General features: G+C 62.7%; 14 protein-coding genes, 2 pseudogenes and 1 riboswitch. Of the genes and pseudogenes, 11 read left to right on the forward strand and 5 right to left on the reverse strand.

Features of this window, described 5'->3' with window-relative positions; all coding sequences use genetic code 11:
* The first annotated feature begins 43 nt into the window (after positions 1 to 43).
* Positions 44 to 1,406, forward strand: a pseudogene (locus tag ACVDG8_RS17715) (S8 family serine peptidase).
* Between the two features lie 22 nt (positions 1,407 to 1,428).
* Here ACVDG8_RS17715 and ACVDG8_RS17720 read toward each other — a convergent pair.
* Positions 1,429 to 2,775, reverse strand: coding sequence for an NAD(P)/FAD-dependent oxidoreductase (locus ACVDG8_RS17720; protein WP_447255821.1), 1,347 nt, complete (start codon positions 2,773 to 2,775; stop codon positions 1,429 to 1,431).
* A 157-nt stretch (positions 2,776 to 2,932) separates the two neighbouring features.
* The gene (locus ACVDG8_RS17725; protein WP_447255822.1) at positions 2,933 to 3,955 is read right to left on the reverse strand and encodes a LacI family DNA-binding transcriptional regulator; all 1,023 of its coding nucleotides are present in this window, start codon (positions 3,953 to 3,955) and stop codon (positions 2,933 to 2,935) included.
* 361 nt (positions 3,956 to 4,316) lie between these two features.
* Here ACVDG8_RS17725 and ACVDG8_RS17730 point away from each other — a divergent pair, with 361 nt between their 5' ends.
* The 5 genes from ACVDG8_RS17730 to ACVDG8_RS17750 all read left to right on the forward strand — a co-directional run bounded on the left by ACVDG8_RS17730 (position 4,317) and on the right by ACVDG8_RS17750 (position 10,861).
* Positions 4,317 to 5,672 carry an ABC transporter substrate-binding protein gene (locus ACVDG8_RS17730; protein WP_447255823.1) on the forward strand — a complete coding sequence of 452 codons (1,356 nt, stop codon included), beginning with the start codon at positions 4,317 to 4,319 and terminating at the stop codon, positions 5,670 to 5,672.
* A gap of 205 nt (positions 5,673 to 5,877) precedes the next feature.
* Positions 5,878 to 6,891: a carbohydrate ABC transporter permease gene (locus ACVDG8_RS17735; protein WP_447255824.1), complete on the forward strand. Its 1,014-nt coding sequence runs from the start codon at positions 5,878 to 5,880 to the stop codon at positions 6,889 to 6,891.
* A 1-nt stretch (position 6,892) separates the two neighbouring features.
* The gene (locus ACVDG8_RS17740) at positions 6,893 to 8,047 is read left to right on the forward strand and encodes a carbohydrate ABC transporter permease (RefSeq protein ID WP_447255825.1); all 1,155 of its coding nucleotides are present in this window, start codon (positions 6,893 to 6,895) and stop codon (positions 8,045 to 8,047) included.
* Between the two features lie 4 nt (positions 8,048 to 8,051).
* On the forward strand, positions 8,052 to 9,716 hold the full coding sequence (gene bglA, locus ACVDG8_RS17745) for a beta-galactosidase BglA (protein WP_447255826.1): 1,665 nt from the start codon (positions 8,052 to 8,054) through the stop codon (positions 9,714 to 9,716).
* Positions 9,717 to 9,748: 32 nt separating this feature from the next.
* Positions 9,749 to 10,861: an ABC transporter ATP-binding protein gene (locus ACVDG8_RS17750; protein WP_447255827.1), complete on the forward strand. Its 1,113-nt coding sequence runs from the start codon at positions 9,749 to 9,751 to the stop codon at positions 10,859 to 10,861.
* A 117-nt stretch (positions 10,862 to 10,978) separates the two neighbouring features.
* Here ACVDG8_RS17750 and ACVDG8_RS17755 read toward each other — a convergent pair whose 3' ends face one another.
* From ACVDG8_RS17755 to ACVDG8_RS17765, 3 genes are all read right to left on the reverse strand, one after another.
* On the reverse strand, positions 10,979 to 11,209 hold the full coding sequence (locus ACVDG8_RS17755; protein WP_447255828.1) for a DUF680 domain-containing protein: 231 nt from the start codon (positions 11,207 to 11,209) through the stop codon (positions 10,979 to 10,981).
* A gap of 70 nt (positions 11,210 to 11,279) precedes the next feature.
* Complete coding sequence (locus ACVDG8_RS17760; protein WP_447255829.1) at positions 11,280 to 11,483, reverse strand: DUF680 domain-containing protein; 204 nt, start codon at positions 11,481 to 11,483, stop codon at positions 11,280 to 11,282.
* Between the two features lie 70 nt (positions 11,484 to 11,553).
* The gene (locus ACVDG8_RS17765; protein ID WP_447255830.1) at positions 11,554 to 11,760 is read right to left on the reverse strand and encodes a DUF680 domain-containing protein; all 207 of its coding nucleotides are present in this window, start codon (positions 11,758 to 11,760) and stop codon (positions 11,554 to 11,556) included.
* 507 nt (positions 11,761 to 12,267) lie between these two features.
* Positions 12,268 to 12,470: riboswitch (cobalamin riboswitch) on the forward strand.
* A gap of 109 nt (positions 12,471 to 12,579) precedes the next feature.
* Between ACVDG8_RS17765 and ACVDG8_RS17770 the strand changes: the two genes are divergently transcribed.
* The 5 genes and pseudogenes from ACVDG8_RS17770 (at position 12,580) to ACVDG8_RS17790 (ending at position 17,430) form a co-directional block, all read left to right on the forward strand.
* A complete protein-coding gene (locus tag ACVDG8_RS17770; protein ID WP_447255831.1) occupies positions 12,580 to 13,827 on the forward strand; it encodes an aromatic ring-hydroxylating oxygenase subunit alpha in 1,248 nt (415 codons plus the stop codon).
* A 77-nt stretch (positions 13,828 to 13,904) separates the two neighbouring features.
* The gene (locus ACVDG8_RS17775) at positions 13,905 to 14,999 is read left to right on the forward strand and encodes a 2Fe-2S iron-sulfur cluster-binding protein (protein ID WP_447255832.1); all 1,095 of its coding nucleotides are present in this window, start codon (positions 13,905 to 13,907) and stop codon (positions 14,997 to 14,999) included.
* A gap of 155 nt (positions 15,000 to 15,154) precedes the next feature.
* On the forward strand, positions 15,155 to 15,580 hold the full coding sequence (locus ACVDG8_RS17780) for a PqqD family peptide modification chaperone (RefSeq protein WP_447255833.1): 426 nt from the start codon (positions 15,155 to 15,157) through the stop codon (positions 15,578 to 15,580).
* A 52-nt stretch (positions 15,581 to 15,632) separates the two neighbouring features.
* Positions 15,633 to 16,679, forward strand: coding sequence for a serine kinase (locus ACVDG8_RS17785; RefSeq protein WP_447255834.1), 1,047 nt, complete (start codon positions 15,633 to 15,635; stop codon positions 16,677 to 16,679).
* A pseudogene (locus tag ACVDG8_RS17790) lies at positions 16,679 to 17,430 on the forward strand (glycosyltransferase family 2 protein). The gene ACVDG8_RS17785 and the pseudogene ACVDG8_RS17790 overlap by 1 nt, the downstream one beginning before the upstream one ends.
* Positions 17,431 to 17,439: the final 9 nt, after the last annotated feature.

Below are 17,439 nucleotides of genomic sequence, written 5' to 3' on the forward strand. Positions count from 1 at the left end.
CCTTTGTCGCCGCGCCCGCTTTGCGCAGACCAACGATCCGAACCTGACCCAGACGCAGGTCGACTGCCTGAACCGTACGACCGCGGCGGGTGCTGGCTGCGACAAGAACGGCGGTACCAAGAATGGCGGTGGGACAACGGGCGCCGGCAACGCCACAGGTAGCGCAGTGTCGCTGCCAGCGCTGATCGTCGATCTTTTCCCGAACCCGCCGGCGGGCGCGACCCCGCAGACACCACCGCCGTCCAACGGGACATCGTCATCCAACGGCAATACCAGCACGCCGACACCCGCGCCGACGCCGAGCGGGCCCGTCACCGTGCCGCAAGGTCTCAACCTGGCCGAGCCGGCGCGCGCGATCAGCGGCGAGTTCGTGCCCGACGAGGTGCTGGTGACCGTCGATGGCGACGCTGGCACTGTCCAGCAGATTGCAAATTCCTTCGGCCTGCAGGTGCGCGCGCAACGCCAGTCGCGGCTGCTCGGCACCACGCTGGTGCGCTTCGGCATCACCGACGGGCGTCCGGTCGGCGTCGTGCTGGCGCAGCTTGCTGCCGACGGCCGCGTGCAACGGCGCGAGCCCAACCATATCTACACGCTGCAGCAGGCTGCCGGCATCGTGAACTACGCCTTCGACCGCATCACGCTCGACGCCAGCCAAGCGAGCGGCGAGGATGTGCGCGTCGCCGTTATCGACACCGGCATCGACGCCACCAATCCGGCGCTCGCCGGCGTTATCGCCCAACAGTTCGACGCCATGCCGAACGTGCCGATCGTAAAGCGCGATCACGGCACCTCGGTCGATGGGCTGATCGCCGGCGTCGGGCCGCTGGAAGGCATGGCGCCGGGCGCCAGGATCTATCACGCGCGCCTTTGAAGGCGGCAAGTCAACCATGGATGTCATCCTCTCGGCACTCGACTGGGCGGCGGAACAGGACGTGCGCATTATCAATATGAGCTTCGTCGGCCCGGAGAACGATCTGCTCGGCACTGCCTGCCGCAACGCGCGCGCGCTGGGCATCGTGCTGGTCGCCGCCGCCGGCAACAACGGGCCGAAGGCGCCCTATGGCTATCCGGCCGCCTTCGACGGCGTCATCGCGGTGACCGCCACCGACGCCAGGGACGGGTTGATGCCGCAGGCCAATCGCGGCGCTTATGTCTTCATCTCGGCGCCGGGCGTCGAGATGGTGGCGCCGAGCGGCGCCGGCTCCGACGTGGTGACAGGCACTTCCTTCGCGGCGGCGATCGTCAGCGGCGCCATCGCCAATCTGATCCATGCCGCGCCCGAACGTTCGGCCGACGACATCGAGAAGGCGCTGGCCGCCACGGCCAAGGATCTCGGCCCGAAGGGCCGCGACAATGACTTCGGCTATGGGCTGCTGGACCTCAAGGCGGCCGAAACCACGAAGTAGTGAAACTGGCCAGTCGGCTGTTTCAAAGCGCCGGGCCTAACCGGACAGGGCTGCCATCATAAAAGCGCGACAGTCGAAAGCGGCTGAGGTCGTGTCCGGTTTGGTTTCCCTGGATCATGTCGGCGACGACGCGGCCTATGCCAGGCCCGATACCGAAGCCGTGGCCGCTCATTCCCGTCGCGACGAAAAGGCCGCCGATTGCCTCTACCTGATCCACGACGGGGACGACGTCGGGCATGGCGTCGATCATGCCGCCCCAGCCGGCCTTCAAGCGCGCTGTTTCGAACTGTGGGAAAAGGCTTTTGAAGTTGCGTTCTATCGAACGCAGGGCTTTAGGTTCAGGGGTTGGGTTAAGGACCCGCATTCTTTCGAAAGGACTCCGCGAATCCGGCGCCCAATCGCGCGGCGTCGACCAGCCATCCGGATAGCCTGACGGGGCGAACGGGAAATAGCGTGTTCCCAGCGGATTGTCCCTGAGGGCGGGAAGATATTGGGTGGCGTGCCGGAAGGCGTCAGGCCCCAGGTAAAGCAAGTGGCTGCCGCCTGCGGCGAGCGTGTATCCGCCATCCTGCCGGCGCCTGAAGGCGATGTGGTCGTCAGCGGCCGCGCCTGCGTAGATTTCAGGCAAGGGCTCGGTTGCCGCCACGGTGACCCTGACGCTGAGCTGGGGGATGGAGACGCCGTGTCTTTTCAAGAACAGGGATGACCAGGCGCCGCCCGCGACCAGCACGCTGGAAGCCTCGATATAGCCGGCCTCGGTCCAAACGCCCTTGATCCTGCCGCCTGAGATTTCGAGGATTCGCGCCGCGCAATTCTCGACGATTTTGACGCCTTTCCGCACGGCAAGCCGGGCAAGCGCGGGCACCGCCAGCCAAGGCTCGGCACGCATATCGGAGGGCGTCGTCATCGCGCCCTTGAATTTGCGCGACATGCCCTTGATGAGTTTTGCGGTTTCGTCTCCATCCAGAAGGCGCGTGTCGAGCTCGTGGATCGCCGCGATCTTCATGAACGCTTCGAAGCCGGTCATGTCCTTGTCGGAGCGGGCCAGATAGGTCACACCGGTCTGGTTCAGCCCGATGTCTTCGCCGCATTCCCCGGCCAACTGCCGCCACAGGCGAATGGCCTCGATGACGATCGGCAGTTCATCCGCGTCCCGGCCCTGCTTTCTGATCCAGCCCCAGTTTCGCGAGGACTGTTCGGCCGCGACCCGGCCTTTCTCCAGCAGCATCACCGGAATGTTTCGCGTCGCAAGGAAAAGGGCCGTCGTTACGCCGATAACGCCGCCTCCGACGATGATCACCTCCGACGTCTTCGGCAACGGGCCGGGATGTTGGACTGGGTCCGCTTCGGAGAACGGGAATGTGGGCAAGTGGCGCACCCTGAAGGACTTCTGACGGCTCTGGCTTACTGGTTGCCACCCTCCAAGATCAAGTGCAGGTGAAGGCAGACCGTTGTCCCACGACCGCAATGCTCTGGTCGAAATCCGGATCTGATGGCTGCAGGGCGAAAATGGCCCACAACAGAAATCAGACAGGCGCGCCAGCCACCGACCCCCTGACCACCAGATCGACCGGCCAGACCTCGCCTCGGGCGCCCTCCTCCAGTCCCGATATGCGCGCTGCCAGGCGCTCGGCGACGCGTGCGCCGGCCAGCCGGATCGAGGAACGCGTCGTCGACAGCGGCACCGGGAAATTCTCGGGACGCAGCCAGGGGAAGACGTCGTCATGAGCGACCAGCGACAGGTCGCCCGGTATGGTCAGGCCAAGGTCGCGCACGGCGCGCACGACGCCCAGCGCCATGATCAGGCTGGAGCAGGCGATTGCGGTCGGCGGCTCGCTCTCCTCAAGCAGGCGGCGGGCGGCGCGGTAGCCGTTTTCCTCGGTCATGGCCACCGAGCAGATATGGCGTTCGCCAAGCGTCAGGCCGCTGGCGCTGAGCGCCCGGCGCATGCCGCGCTCGCGGTGGATGGCGAACGTCTCACGGTCGGTGCCGTTGATCAGCGCAAGCCTTTTGTGGCCGAGCTGGAGCAGCAGCCGGGCCGCCTCGTGGAAAGCGCCTTCATTGTCGATGTCGAGATAGGGGTAGTCGAAGTCGAAACCCTCGCTGCGGCCATGGACGATGAAAGGAATGCCAAGCGTGTTGACCAGCGCCAGGCGCCGGTCGGCCGGCCGCGGCGCGGAGAGGTAGACAGCGTCGACCTGCCGGTTGGCGACGATGCGGCGGTAGGTCGTCTCCTCGTCGTCGGCGTCGGCCGGCGACAGCACAAGGTCGAGCTCGTGCGCGCGGGCGTAGTCGCCGAGACCGGACAGGAATTCGACGAAGTGCGGATCGATGTCGACGGCATTGCCGGTCGGCAGGACATAGCCGATCATGCCCGACTTGCCGGTGGCAAGACGCCGCGCGGATGGGTTCGGACGGTAGCCATGGCGCTTGGCGGCGTCCATGACGCGGCGCCGCGTTTCCTCATTGACTTCCGGATAGCCGTTCAGCGCGCGGCTCACCGTGGTCTGTGAGAGCGACAGCATATGCGAGAGCTGTTTGAGGTTCATCGGGGCCTCCAAGCCTCAAAGCGCTTTCAAATTGAATCGATCCGATGTCGCTCCGATAACATCGCCGACCGAAAGACCATAGTGTCGGCGGGCGCCGGTTTGAAGCAGAAAATGCTGTTGCAGTGCGATAAATGCATGTTGCGATGCAAATTCTCAACCTCCAGAGCACTATTTAAATCGGTTAGAGTAGAAGCCCTCTTGACTTCCTGCCAATTCGATGGCGAGATCAATTTAGCCAAAGCGCTTTGGAATGCTCTTCGAAAGGTTGCGGTTGCCTTCTCGCTGAGTCACAGTTCCACGGCGTCGGCGGACGAGATGGAGGTTTCGTCCGAACAGTTTGACGACCACTGGGAGGATTGCGATGAAGAAAATGCTTTTGCTGGGCGCAGCGTTTGCCGCGCTCACCCTTGGCCTGCCGGCGCATGCCGAGCTCAAGTTCAAGCCGGGCGAGGACCCGCGCTTCCACTGGGCCAACTATGACGACCTCAAGAAGGTCGACCTCAAAGGCGAAACGCTGACCATCTTCGGGCCATGGCGTGGCGAGGACGAGGACCTGGCCCGCTCGGTGCTCGACTATTTCGCCGAAGCCACCGGCGCCGAGGTCAAATACTCCTCGTCCGAGAACTACGAGCAGCAGATCGTCATCGACACCCAGGCCGGCAGCCCGCCCAACATCGCCATCCTGCCGCAGCCGGGCCTGATCCAGGATCTGGCTTCCAAGGGCGTGCTGACCCCGCTGGGCGACGACGTCGCCGCCTGGATCAAGGAGAATTACGCCGCGGGCGACTCCTGGGCCAAGCTCGGCACCTACAATGGCAAGGACGGCAAGTCGGGCTTTTATGCCTTCCCCTACAAGATCGATGTGAAGGGGCTGGTCTGGTACTCGCCCGATAATTTCCAGGAAGCCGGCTACAAGGTGCCGAAGACGCAGGAAGAACTGGCCGAGCTCGAAAAGAAGATCATCGCCGATGGCGGCAAGCCCTGGTGCATCGGGCTTGGTTCGGGCGGCGCCACCGGCTGGCCGGCGACCGACTGGGTCGAGGACATCATGCTGCGGACGCAGCCGCCGGAAGTCTACGACAAGTGGGTGAAGAACGAGATCCCGTTCACCGATCCGGCGGTGGTCAACGCCATCGACATTTTCGGCAAGATCGCCACCGACGACAAGATGGTGGACGGCGGCGCCAAGGCGGTTGCGGCAACGGACTTCCGCGACAGCCCGAAGGGCCTCTTCAGCGTACCGCCGAAGTGCTACATGCACCATCAGGCATCGTTCATCCCGTCCTTCTTCCCGCAGGGCGTGAAACTCGGCCAGGATGCGGACTTCTTCAATTATCCGCCCTACGCCTCCAAGCCGGAGTTGGGCACGCCGCTCGAAGTCGCCGGGACGCTGGTGATGATCACCAAGGATTCCAAGGCGTCGCGCGAGTTCATCAAGTTCCTGGAAATGCCGCTCGCGCATGAATTGTGGATGGCGCAGAAGAGCTTCGTCACGCCCTTCAAGGGGGCCAACAAGGACGCCTATGGCAGCGATGCCTTGAAGAAGCAGGGCGAGATCCTGGTCGGCGCGACGACGGTGCGCTTCGACGGCTCCGACCTGATGCCCGGCAAGATCGGCGCCGGCGCGTTCTGGACCGGCATGATCGACCTGGTCGGCGGCAAGTCCGCCCAGGACGTCGCCGCCGATATCCAGAAGAGCTGGGATGCTATCAAGTAGGCGGCTGCCAAGTAGGCAGTTGGCGAGCAGGCCGCTACGCGACCTGATACCTTCCTGATCCTCCTACTGGATCCGGGCCATGGCCCGGATCCGACCGGCGGCGCACGCCGGAAGCCTTCGCGTTTCGATTGTTCCGAACAGCTGAAAAGTCGGTGCATCCGACCGCCGGCATTGCCTGGCCGGTCATGCGCAGGGAGAGGGACCCATGGCGGCTCAAATTTTCTCGGCCATATTCGTCATCATCATCGGCGTCGGCGGCTGTGTCGCCTATTTCTGGGGCGCCAACAAACTGCTCGACCTGATATTCCCCTCACGCGGGGTCTCCGGCACGGCTGCCGTCAACAACCTGCGCCGGCAAGGCCTGGTGCGGCCATGGCTGTTCGTCGGCCCGGCGCTGATCATTCTCACCATCTATCTGATCTACCCCGTGATCGCGACATTGTGGCTCTCTTTCCTCGACCGCGGTGGCACCAGTTTCGTCGGCCTCGCCAATTACGAGTGGGCTTTACGCGATCCGGATCTCCGACGCTCGATCCTGAACAACTTGCTCTGGCTGGCGGTAGTGCCGGCCGCCTGTACCTTCCTCGGCCTGATCATTGCCGTGCTCACGGACAAGATCTGGTGGGGCACGATTGCCAAGAGCCTGATCTTCCTACCGCTGGCCATCTCCTTCGTCGGCGCCAGCGTGATCTGGAAGTTCATTTACGAATATCGCGGCGAGGGCCAGGTGCAGATCGGCCTGCTCAACGCCATTATCCAACATTTCGGCGGTCAACCGCAGGTGTGGATCTCGCTGCCGTTCTGGAACAATTTCTTCCTGATGATCATCCTGATCTGGATCCAGACCGGCTTTGCCATGGTCATCCTGTCGTCGGCGCTGCGCGGCATTCCGGAGGAGACGCTGGAAGCCGCCGTCATCGACGGCGCCAACCCGTTCCAGATCTTCTGGAAGATCATGGTGCCGCAGATCTGGGGCACCATCGCCGTGGTCTGGACCACTATCACTATCCTGGTGCTCAAAGTGTTCGACATTGTGCTGACCATGACCAACGGCCAATGGAACAGCCAGGTGCTGGCCAATCTGATGTTCGACTGGATGTTCCGCGGCGGCGGCGATTTCGGCCGTGGCGCCACAATCGCCATTATCATCATGATCGCGGTCATCCCGATCATGGTGTGGAATATCCGCCAGGCCAACAAAGAGACGGGAGGGCACTGAGATGGCCGTCGCGACCGGAAATTCATTCGCCAGCCGCTTCGGCGTCCACATCGCGGTGCTGGTCTTCGTTGCCATTTGGACCATTCCGACGCTTGGCATCCTGGTCTCGTCGCTGCGTGACAAGGACCAGATCGTCGCCTCGGGCTGGTGGAATTCGTTCTACAGCTCCAGCCAGACCGAAGCCGGGCGCCTGCCGCCAGCCTCGACGCAGAAAGAGAAGGACGGCAAGTTCGTCCTCGAGGGCAACATTTTCGGCGACGGCGCCAAGCGCAGCATCAGCGCCTTCGGCGTCAAGGCGGCGGCACCGACGCAATATCCGGCCGGCGCATCGGCGGACCTCGGCGACGGCGTGACCCTGCAGGTCAATTCCGACGGCAGCTTCGTCATGGTCTCGCCCAAGGCGTTCGAAGGCGATCGCGGCCAGCGCCTCTACTATGCCTCGTCGGCACCGCCGAAATTCACCACCGGCAACTACGATACGGTGCTGTTTTCGGAAGGCATCGGCCGCTCGTTCATGAACTCGCTGACCGTCACCATCCCAGCGACCGTCATTCCGATCCTGATCGCCGCCTTTGCCGCCTACGCGCTGGCGTGGATGCGGTTTCCCGGCCGTGCGCTGCTGATCGCGGTCATCATCGGCCTCCTGGTGGTGCCGCTGCAGATGTCGCTGATCCCGTTGCTCAAGCTCTATAACAATGTCGGTGTGTTCTTCGGCGTGCCATCGAAGACCTATCTCGGCATCTGGCTGGCGCATACCGGCTTCGGCCTGCCCTTCGCCATCTATCTGCTCAGGAGTTACATCGCCGGCCTGCCGCGCGAGATCATGGAATCGGCACGCATCGACGGCGCCAGCGACTTCGAGATCTTCGTCAAGATCGTGCTGCCGCTGTCCTTCCCGGTGCTGGCCTCGTTCGCCATCTTCCAATTCCTGTGGGTATGGAACGATCTGCTGGTGGCGATGGTTTTCCTCGGTACGGCACCCGACCAGATTGTGTTGACGGCCAAGCTCAACGCGCTGCTCGGCTCTCGCGGCGGCAATTGGGAGATCCTGACGACATCGGCCTTCATCACCATCATCGTGCCGCTGATCGTCTTCTTCTCGCTGCAGCGCTACTTCGTCCGCGGGCTGCTGGCCGGCTCGGTGAAAGGAGGCTGAAACAATGCAATCGGCACTGAAGGCGACTTCGAAACCGGACCCCGCCGTCGATCGCGACTGGTGGCGGGGCGCGGTGATCTACCAGATCTATCCGCGCTCCTATCAGGACACTGACGGCGACGGCATCGGCGACCTGAAAGGCATCGTGCAACGCCTGCCCTATATCGCGGCGCTCGGCGTCGATGCCATCTGGATTTCGCCCTTCTTCAAATCGCCGATGAAGGATTTCGGCTACGACGTGTCGGATTACTGCGATGTCGATCCGATGTTCGGCACGCTCGCCGATTTCGAAGCACTGGTGGCGGAAGCACACCGGCTGGGCCTCAAGGTGATGATCGACGAGGTGCTGTCGCACACCGCCGACATCCACCCCTGGTTCAAGGAAAGCCGTTCCAGCCGGACCAATGCCAAGGCTGACTGGTATGTGTGGGCCGACGCGAAACCCGACGGCACGCCACCCAACAACTGGCTGTCGATCTTCGGCGGCTCGGCCTGGCAATGGGACACCAGCCGCCAACAATATTACATGCACAATTTCCTGGCCGAGCAGCCGGACCTCAACTTCCACAACGCCGAAGTCCAGGACGCGCTGCTCGACATCACGCGCTTCTGGCTGGAACGCGGCGTCGACGGCTTCCGCCTCGACACCATCAATTTCTACTTCCACAGCCAGGGCCTGGAGAACAACCCGCCGCTGCCGCCGGAAGAGCGCAACGACCAGACCGCACCGGCGGTCAATCCTTACAACTACCAGGACCATATCTACGACAAGAGCCGGCCGGAAAATCTCGCCTTCCTCGAGCGTTTCCGCGCGCTGCTCGACGAATATCCGGCGCAAGCCGCCGTCGGCGAAGTCGGCGATTCGCAGCGCGGGCTGGAGGTGGTCGCCGCCTATACTGCCCAGGGCAAGCGCGTGCATATGTGCTATTCCTTCGACTTCCTGGCGCCGGAGAAGATCAGCGCCGCCAAAGTGCGCTCGGTTCTCGAAGCTTTCGGCAAGGTCGCCAGCGACGGCTGGTCGTGCTGGGCCTTCTCCAACCACGACGTTGTGCGCCCGGCCTCGCGCTGGGCCGCCGGCGAGGCCGACCCGACCGCTTATCTCAAGGTGATCTCGGCGCTGTTGATGTCGCTGCGCGGCTCGGTCTGCATCTATCAGGGCGAAGAACTCGGCCTCGCCGAGGCGGACTTGCAGTTCGAAGACCTGCAGGATCCCTATGGCATCCGCTTCTGGCCGGAGTTCAAGGGCCGCGACGGCTGCCGCACGCCGATGGTCTGGGATGCCGAGGCCCGGAATGGCGGTTTCTCGACCGCCAAGCCGTGGCTGCCGGTACCTGGCAAGCACCTGCCGCATGCGGTGAACAAACAGCAGGGCGACGCCAACTCGTTGCTCGAGCACTATCGCCGCTTCCTTGCCTTCCGCCGCCAGCATCCGGCGCTGGCCAAGGGCGACATCACCTTCATCGAAAGCGATGGCGACACCGTCGCCTTCACGCGCCGCGAGGGCAATGAGCGCATCGCTTGCGTCTTCAACCTCGGCAGCAAGGCGGCCCAGGTCGATCTCGGCCAGGGCTCGCTGCAACCCCTGCTGGGGCATGGCTTTTCGGGACAGACTGGCGATGGCCCCATCCGCCTTGGCGGCTACGGCGCCTGGTTCGGACGTATCGATTGAGTTTTAGGAACAATCACTGGGAGGACGAAATCATGGCCGATGTCAAACTGAACCAGGTGAAGAAATCATACGGCAACCTCAACATTCTCCACGGCATCGACCTCGACATCAAATCGGGCGAGTTCATCGTCTTTGTCGGGCCGTCAGGCTGCGGGAAATCGACCTTGCTCAGGTCCATCGCCGGGCTGGAGGAAATCACCTCGGGCGAGTTGAAGATCGACGGCCAGGTGGTGAACGACGTGCCGCCGTCGAAGCGCGGCATCGCCATGGTGTTCCAGTCCTATGCGCTCTATCCGCATATGACGGTCTACGACAACATGGCGTTCTCGATGAAGATCGGCAAGGAAAGCAAGGCCGAGATCGACAAGCGCGTACGGCAGGCGGCGGAAATCCTGCAGCTCACCAAATATCTCGACCGTCTGCCCAAGGCGATGTCGGGCGGCCAGCGCCAGCGCGTCGCCATCGGCCGCGCCATCGTGCGCAATCCAAAGGTGTTCCTGTTCGATGAGCCGCTGTCGAACCTCGACGCGGCACTTCGTGTCGCCACCCGCATCGAGATCGCCAAGCTGAAGGAATCGATGCCCGCCACGACCATGATCTATGTCACCCACGACCAGGTCGAGGCGATGACACTGGCCGACCGCATCGTGGTGCTGAAAGACGGCCATATCGAGCAGGTCGGGACGCCGATGGAGCTCTACAAGCGTCCAGGCAATCTGTTCGTCGCGCAGTTCATCGGCTCACCGGCCATGAACATCCTGCCCGCCAAGATCGACAAAGCCGGCAACCCGACCGTGGTCAGCCATGTCGGCGGCCGCAAGGCGACGGTGCCGATTGCCACGCCTGCCTCCGCGACGGGCGCGGCGGTGAGCTTCGGCGTGCGACCGGAGGACCTCTCGATCGCCACCGGCACGGATTATCTGTTCGAAGGCAAGGTCGATTACGTCGAGCAACTCGGCGAGGTGCAGCTTGTCTATGTCGATATCGGCCGTACCGATCTGCCGCTGGTGACCAAGCTGCCGGGCAATGTCGAGGTCAAGCGCGGCGAGACGCTCAAACTGAACGCCGACGCCGGCGACCTGCATATCTTCGACGCGGATGGCCATTCGTTCAGCCTGCAGCGCGAGCAAGCCAAGGCCGCCTGACGCTTGCGCTGCGCAGGCACGCTGGCTGGACAAACCAAGGCCGAGCTTTCCTGGCAAAGAAAAAGGCGGCGGGCCATGCCCGCCGCCTTTCTTACTCATGTTACTCTCTGAGGCCTATTAGTGACCAAAGTGGACACGGTCGGCGCCCTGAGGGGCCGACTTCTGCACGTCGCCCGACGAGTTAAGCAGCTTGTAAACCGGCGAGTCCGTGCTGATCGACGAGGTGCGCGTGGTGTCGACAGCCGGGGCCGGCTGGTTGACGCCGCCGTTGCCGTAGTTGTCGCTGCCGGCAAACGCCGCACCGGAAACGGCCAGAATGGCCGCGGTGGCAAGGATGAGCTTCTTCATTTCATTTACTCCTGAATTCTTGATCGGACCGAGACGGCGGGCGAGCCCGCCGCCGGTCCGAATTCGGCTGTTAGTGGTTGCCAAACAGATTGTGGTCAGCGCCCGTGGTGACGGGCTTCTGTGCAGCCGGCTCGGACTTGACCGAAGCCGTGTAGGACGAGTCCACCGCGTTGGCCGGCTGGTTGGCGCCGTTGGAACCGTAATTGTCGCTGCCGGCGAACGCGCTGCCGGAGACGGCCAAAAGGGCGGCGGCGGCGAGGATGATCTTTTTCATTTTAGTGCTCCTGAATTTCTTGATCCGACCGAGGCGGCGGGCAAGCCCGCCGCCTGTTCAAAGTCGGCTGTTAGTTGTTGCCGAAAAGGTTGTGGTCGGCGCCCGTCTTGACAGGCAGCTGAGTGGCCGCTTCGGCGTTGCGGACCGAGGCGGTGTAAGAAGAGTCGACCGAAACGGCCGGCGGATTGGCAGCCTTCGAACCGTAGTTGTCGCTACCAGCGAAGGCGCTGCCGGAAATTGCCAGAAGGGCGGCGGCAGTGAGAACAATCTTTTTCATTTTTGCTACTCCAGTATTTTTATTCAGTCCGTCTAGCGGCGTGTCTTGGGAATGAAATCGCGTCGTTCGGACAGCCCCGATGTGGGTGAGCCGATTGCCGGATTCCAATCACGAAGTTTTTCCACCTGGACCATGAATCCACATCTTGAAATTTTCCTAAGCATGCCTACCATCATATTTTTCTGCAATTAATCCAGATGTTTACATAGTGTTCTCATTTGGCTCACCAAGTGTATCAAGGTGCCAATGTTCACCCTTTCCTGTACGCACCGTCAACAGAAACGAACCGTTCGGTTCGATTTTAGAACCTGCTAATAGTCACTTTTCGATACTGTTAGCCACTTGGAGGCCGTTACGCATCGGCGCGAAGCCATTTTTCGAAGCGCCGATTCGCTGCCAACCGGTCCCAAAGAATGTCGCCATAGGGGCCCAGACAAGCCGGCAGGCGTGTCGCGCCGCATGGATGCGATGTCGTTTTCATACCGGCGGAACCATGGCGTGTCGTGATTAGATCGTCGCATCTCAGGTGCCGCTTCGTCGTGACGGAGCGGAGAATTGGGAAGCCGGTCGAAATCCGGCGCTGCCCCCGCAACGGTGGTGGAGTGAAAATCGCAACGGGAGACCACTGGGCCATCGGCCTGGGAAGGTGTCGCGATCGCCCGCATGGGCAGCTCCAGAGCCCGGAAACCAGCCCGAGACATTTGAACTCGACTGATCGCGGTGGGCGATCAAGAGGCGGATGGCGCTTGCCGGTTTTTGCTGGTGGCCGCCCTTCTTCTCCATCTCCACCAGTTCAGTCCTTGATGATGAGGACAGGACATGGATGCGCGTGACGACATGCTGAGGCTCCTGCAGAGCCGCAAGCCCGGCTATTCGCTGGAACAGCCTTTCTACACCGACACCGACTTCTTCAAGCTCGACATGGAGCTGATCTGGTACCGCGACTGGCTGTTCATCGGCCATGATTGCGAGTTGCCAAAGCCGGGCAGTTTCATCACCGCGCGGATCGGCGACTATCCGATCGTGCTGGTGCGTGATCAGAAGGGCAACATCAATGCCTTCCACAATTCCTGCCGCCACCGCGGCAGCCGCGTCTGCAACACCGACAAGGGCACGGCGGCGAAGCTGGTGTGCCCCTATCACCAGTGGACCTATGAACTCGACGGCCGATTGCTGTTCGCCCGCCAGATGGCGGACGGTTTCGACAAGAGCCAGTTCGGATTGAAGCCGATCGCCTGCGAAAGCGTCGCCGGCTACATTTTCATCTGCCTGGCAAAGGAACCCGCCGACTTTGCACCGATGCGCGCGATGATCGAGCCCTACCTTGCGCCGCATCGCCTTGCCGAGACCAAGGTCGCCTTCGAGAGCACGATCATCGAGAAAGGCAACTGGAAGCTGGTCTGGGAAAACAACCGCGAGTGCTATCACTGCGCCGGCAACCATCCCGAACTGTGCAAGACTTTCCCGGAAGCCCCGACCGTGACCGGTGTCAACGGCGCCGAGAGCGACCCGGAAATGGTCGCCCACTGGGCGAAATGCGAGGCGGCCGGTCTGCCGAGCAAATTCCGCATCGATCCGGCCGGCCAGTATCGCGCCACCCGCGCTCCGCTGCTGCGCGACGCCGTGAGCTACACCATGACGGGAAAACGCGCCGTCAAGAAAAACCTCTCGGCCAATGTCAGCGCCGACCGCATCGGCACGCTAATGCACTACCACTATCCGACGACCTGGAACCACATCCTGATCGATCATGCGGTGACCTTCCGCGTGCTGCCGATCAGCGCCACCGAAACGGCGGTGACGACCAAATGGCTGGTGCACAAGGACGCGGTCGAAGGCGTCGACTACGATCTTGCCGAGCTGACCCATGTGTGGACCGAAACCAACGATCAGGACCGCCGCATCGTCGAGGAGAACGCCTTCGGCATCCTGTCGCCGGCTTACGAGCCGGGCCCGTATTCGGAGCTGCATGAAGGCGGCGTGATCCAGTTCGTCGAATGGTACGCCTCTTTCATTGGGTCGCGGCTGGCCAGTGATGGTCGACCGGCGCTGCGCAGCGTTGCCTAGCGCATGTCGCCCGAAAGTGTTGAGCGGTTTTGGGATTACGACATGCGCAAAACGAAAAGGTTTGAAGGGTGAACGCCATGACCGAACTCGGCCTCTACCGTCATCTCGACGAAATGACGCCCTGGAACGACCGGCTGCAGATGCTGGAGGTGATCGGCATCACCGACGAGGCGCCCGACGTCAAAACCTTCACCTTCCGTTCCGACAACCAGACATGGTTCCGTTACCAGCCCGGCCAGTTCATCACGCTGGAATTGCCGGCCGCCGACGGGCCGGTAATGCGCACCTACACGCTGTCGTCGTCACCGTCGCGGCCGTTCTCGATCGCGGTGACGGTGAAGGCGCAAGGCGGCAGCATCGGCACGCGTTGGATGTTCGACAACCTGAAGCCCGGCACGCTCGTGAAGGCTTACGGACCGGCGGGCGATTTCTCACACCACAGCCATCCGGCCGCGAAATATCTGTTCATTTCGGCCGGATCGGGCATCACGCCGATGATGTCGATGCTGCGCTGGCTGAATGACTGCGCGCCATGGACCGATGTCGGCTTCGTCAATTGCGCGCGGCGGCCAGAAGAGATCATCTTCCGCAAGGAGCTCGAGCTGCTCGGCACCCGCATGCCCGGCCTGTCGCTCGGCTTCATGATCGAGGAACGGTCGAGCCGTGAAGGCTGGTTCGGCCATATGGGACGTATCGACGCCATCAGGCTGCCGCTGCTTGCCCCCGATTTCCGCGAGCGGGAGGTCTTCTGCTGTGGCCCCGATCCGTTCATGCGCGCGGTGCGCCAGATGCTGGAAATGTCGGGTTTCGACATGAGCCGCTACCACCAGGAGAGTTTCGCGGCGCCGGCCGTCGAGGAAATCCCGCCACCGTTCGCGTCACCGGATGGCGAAGGCGCGCCGGTCGAGGCGGTGACACCCGTCCGTTTCGCGCTGTCGGGCGTCGATGCCGAATGCGTTGCCGGCCAGACCGTGCTGCAGACGGCGCGCGCCTCGGGTGTGCGCATACCGGCGGCTTGCGAGTTCGGCCTTTGCGGCACCTGCAAGGTGAAGAAGGTGTCGGGTGATGTCGAGATGAGCCACAATGGCGGCATCCTCGACCATGAGATCGATGACGGCTTCATCCTCGCCTGCTGCTCGAAGCCGTTGTCGGCGCTGGAGATCGAGGCCTGATCCATGCGAGACCATGGATCGATCGCGAAAATGGGTCAGCAACAGTTGAATGACCCTCACCTTGCCAGTGCATGTTCGAGTGTTTACAGGCGTTGTCGAGGGATAAGCGCCAGTCACTACGTCCGGGCTGGGTTTGCGGAGCGGGGTCAGGACCAATGCATCGTTCGGATGTCTATGCGGTTGCGAGCAAGGATATTGTCTTCGAGTCCTTCGACGGCGAAGCTGTCGTGCTCGATCTCTCCAACGGCAAGTATTTCGGCTTCTCCGATTCTGGCAGCGCGATCTGGCAGGCATTGTCCTCAGGGGTCGGCACGCAGGCCCTGATCGGATCCGCTGCCGGGGCGGCGATGATCGACGCCGCGGCGCTTGAAGCCTTCGTTGCGCAACTGGTCGAGTTCGGGCTGCTGGCGCCTTCCGATGCAACGCCACAGCCGTTGCCCGACGGTTTCCCGGCAGTGCTCGCGGCGGCCAACGAGCCGCTCGATGTCAGCGTCCACGACGACCTTGCCGACCTGATCATCGTCGACCCGATCCACGAGGTCGAGGAGCCGCTCGGCTGGCCGGCGGTTAAGCAGGCCTGAGAAGGCGGCGCCGCACGAACCGCATGCAGACGAGGCTAGGCCGGGACAGACCATGCCACGCGTGACCATGGCAACCCTATCGGAATACGCCCGCTATCTCTTTGCGGCCGCGCAAGGCGCCTCTGCGCATTTCCCGGTCACGCGAACCGTCCACCTGCCCGGGATGGAAATCACCGTACATCTTGGTCAGGGTATGCTTGCGGACGCGATCGGTCCGGCTTTCGTCGAAACCAGGGGCGATCGGTCGGGCGCGCGGCAACTCAGTATTTTCATCGGCCATCCCGGCATCGGCGAGCTGCCGGAGCCGGCGCATTGGGGCGACGCGCATTTCACCGAACACGGCTTCGCCCGAGAGCTCGCCGAGGCCGGATTGCGCGGCCATCACTTCCACGATCTGGATTTCTGGCAGTTCTACGATCCCGAGCACCTTATCGGCGTCCAGCTGATGCGGTCGGCGGAGGCATTTCCGCCCTGGGAGCCGGGTTCGCCACTGCGCGCCTTCCTGCACTGGGAGTATGCCGCCCGCGGCATGCGGCTTGCCCATGCCGGGACACTCGGCCTAGACGGCAAAGGCGTGCTGCTGGCCGGCGCCGGCGGCGCCGGGAAATCCGGCACCGTCGTTGCCGGCCTGCTCCATGGGCTGGATAGTGTCGGCGACGATTATGTGCTGGTCGATCTCGAGGGCGACGTGAGCGCCCGGCCGCTGTTTTCGACACTCAAGCAGGATCCCCGGGGGTTTGCGCGGCTGGGCTTGAAGAATCGGCTGGGAATCGACGGCCCCCTCAACTGGCAAGGCAAGCATACATTCCACATTGAAGCCGTCGCCCCCAGGCCGATCCCTGCAAGTCTGGACATCTTTGCGTTGATGGTGCCACATATCGGCGGCGGCGAGACGAGTTCGATCGTGCCGATGTCGCGCAGGGATGCCATGATCGCATTGGCGCCCTCGGGCATCGCGCAAATGCCTGGCGAGCGGGAAAGCGGTTTTCGCTTCTTCAGCGATCTCACCCGGCTGCTGCCGTGCCACCAGCTTTCCCTGGGACGGGACCCGGTGGAAATCGCCGGCACGATTGCGGATTTCCTCGCACGGGGCGGCTGATGAAATTGAGCGTGATCATGCCTGTCTACAACAGCGAGCGCTATGTCGTTTCGGCATTGCGTTCGCTGGTCAGGCAGCGCGACGCCGCCGATCTCGACATCATCGTCATCGATGACGGCTCGACCGATGGTTCGGCCGAGGCGGTGCGGTCGATGATTAGCCAATACCCCTGCATCCGTCTGTTCCAGCAAGCCAATATGGGCGTCGCCAAGGCACGCAATGCAGGGCTGCGGTGCCTGCCGCCTGAGACCGCTTTCGTGTCCTTCCTCGACTCCGACGACATTTCGCTCCCCGGACGTTTCAAGGGTGATCTTGCCAGGTTCGGCGTCGATCCGGACCTCGATCTGACTTATTCGCTGATGATGCTGGTCGACCGGATCGATGACGCGACACTGGAGCCGGCGGCGGGCAGCCGGAGCATGACGCTCCGCGGGATCTCGCTGAGCGCCGCGCTGTTCTCCCGTGCGCTTGTCGATCGTATCGGTCGTTTCGACGAAGAGTTCGAACAGGCCGAGGACACCGACTATCTGTTGCGTGTCTTCGAAACGGGCCCGCGCTACGCGCTGTCGGACAGGGTCGCGATCTACTACCGGCGTCATCTCGGCAATGTCACCAGGGAGCATGACGGCCGGCTGCGAAACCATTTGCGGGCGATCCATAAATCCATGCGACGGCGCAAGGCGGATCCTCCTTGCGGCCAGTGCAAGGCATTTTCGAATTGAAGAGCCCGCCCCAGTGGCAGATCATGTAATGCTGGGTG

This window comes from Mesorhizobium sp. ORM8.1 (assembly GCF_053005525.2).

What these genes read in the sequence shown, in the direction of transcription:
- bglA (WP_447255826.1), top strand. Translation starts at nt 8,052, where the DNA reads ATGCAATCGGCACTGAAGGCGACTTCGAAACCGGACCCCGCCGTCGAT.
- ACVDG8_RS17735 (WP_447255824.1), top strand. Translation starts at nt 5,878, where the DNA reads ATGGCGGCTCAAATTTTCTCGGCCATATTCGTCATCATCATCGGCGTC.
- ACVDG8_RS17740 (WP_447255825.1), top strand. Translation starts at nt 6,893, where the DNA reads ATGGCCGTCGCGACCGGAAATTCATTCGCCAGCCGCTTCGGCGTCCAC.
- ACVDG8_RS17725 (WP_447255822.1), bottom strand. Translation starts at nt 3,955, where the DNA reads ATGAACCTCAAACAGCTCTCGCATATGCTGTCGCTCTCACAGACCACG.
- ACVDG8_RS17765 (WP_447255830.1), bottom strand. Translation starts at nt 11,760, where the DNA reads ATGAAAAAGATTGTTCTCACTGCCGCCGCCCTTCTGGCAATTTCCGGC.
- ACVDG8_RS17775 (WP_447255832.1), top strand. Translation starts at nt 13,905, where the DNA reads ATGACCGAACTCGGCCTCTACCGTCATCTCGACGAAATGACGCCCTGG.
- ACVDG8_RS17760 (WP_447255829.1), bottom strand. Translation starts at nt 11,483, where the DNA reads ATGAAAAAGATCATCCTCGCCGCCGCCGCCCTTTTGGCCGTCTCCGGC.
- ACVDG8_RS17770 (WP_447255831.1), top strand. Translation starts at nt 12,580, where the DNA reads ATGGATGCGCGTGACGACATGCTGAGGCTCCTGCAGAGCCGCAAGCCC.
- ACVDG8_RS17780 (WP_447255833.1), top strand. Translation starts at nt 15,155, where the DNA reads ATGCATCGTTCGGATGTCTATGCGGTTGCGAGCAAGGATATTGTCTTC.
- ACVDG8_RS17785 (WP_447255834.1), top strand. Translation starts at nt 15,633, where the DNA reads ATGCCACGCGTGACCATGGCAACCCTATCGGAATACGCCCGCTATCTC.
- ACVDG8_RS17730 (WP_447255823.1), top strand. Translation starts at nt 4,317, where the DNA reads ATGAAGAAAATGCTTTTGCTGGGCGCAGCGTTTGCCGCGCTCACCCTT.
- ACVDG8_RS17755 (WP_447255828.1), bottom strand. Translation starts at nt 11,209, where the DNA reads ATGAAGAAGCTCATCCTTGCCACCGCGGCCATTCTGGCCGTTTCCGGT.
- ACVDG8_RS17750 (WP_447255827.1), top strand. Translation starts at nt 9,749, where the DNA reads ATGGCCGATGTCAAACTGAACCAGGTGAAGAAATCATACGGCAACCTC.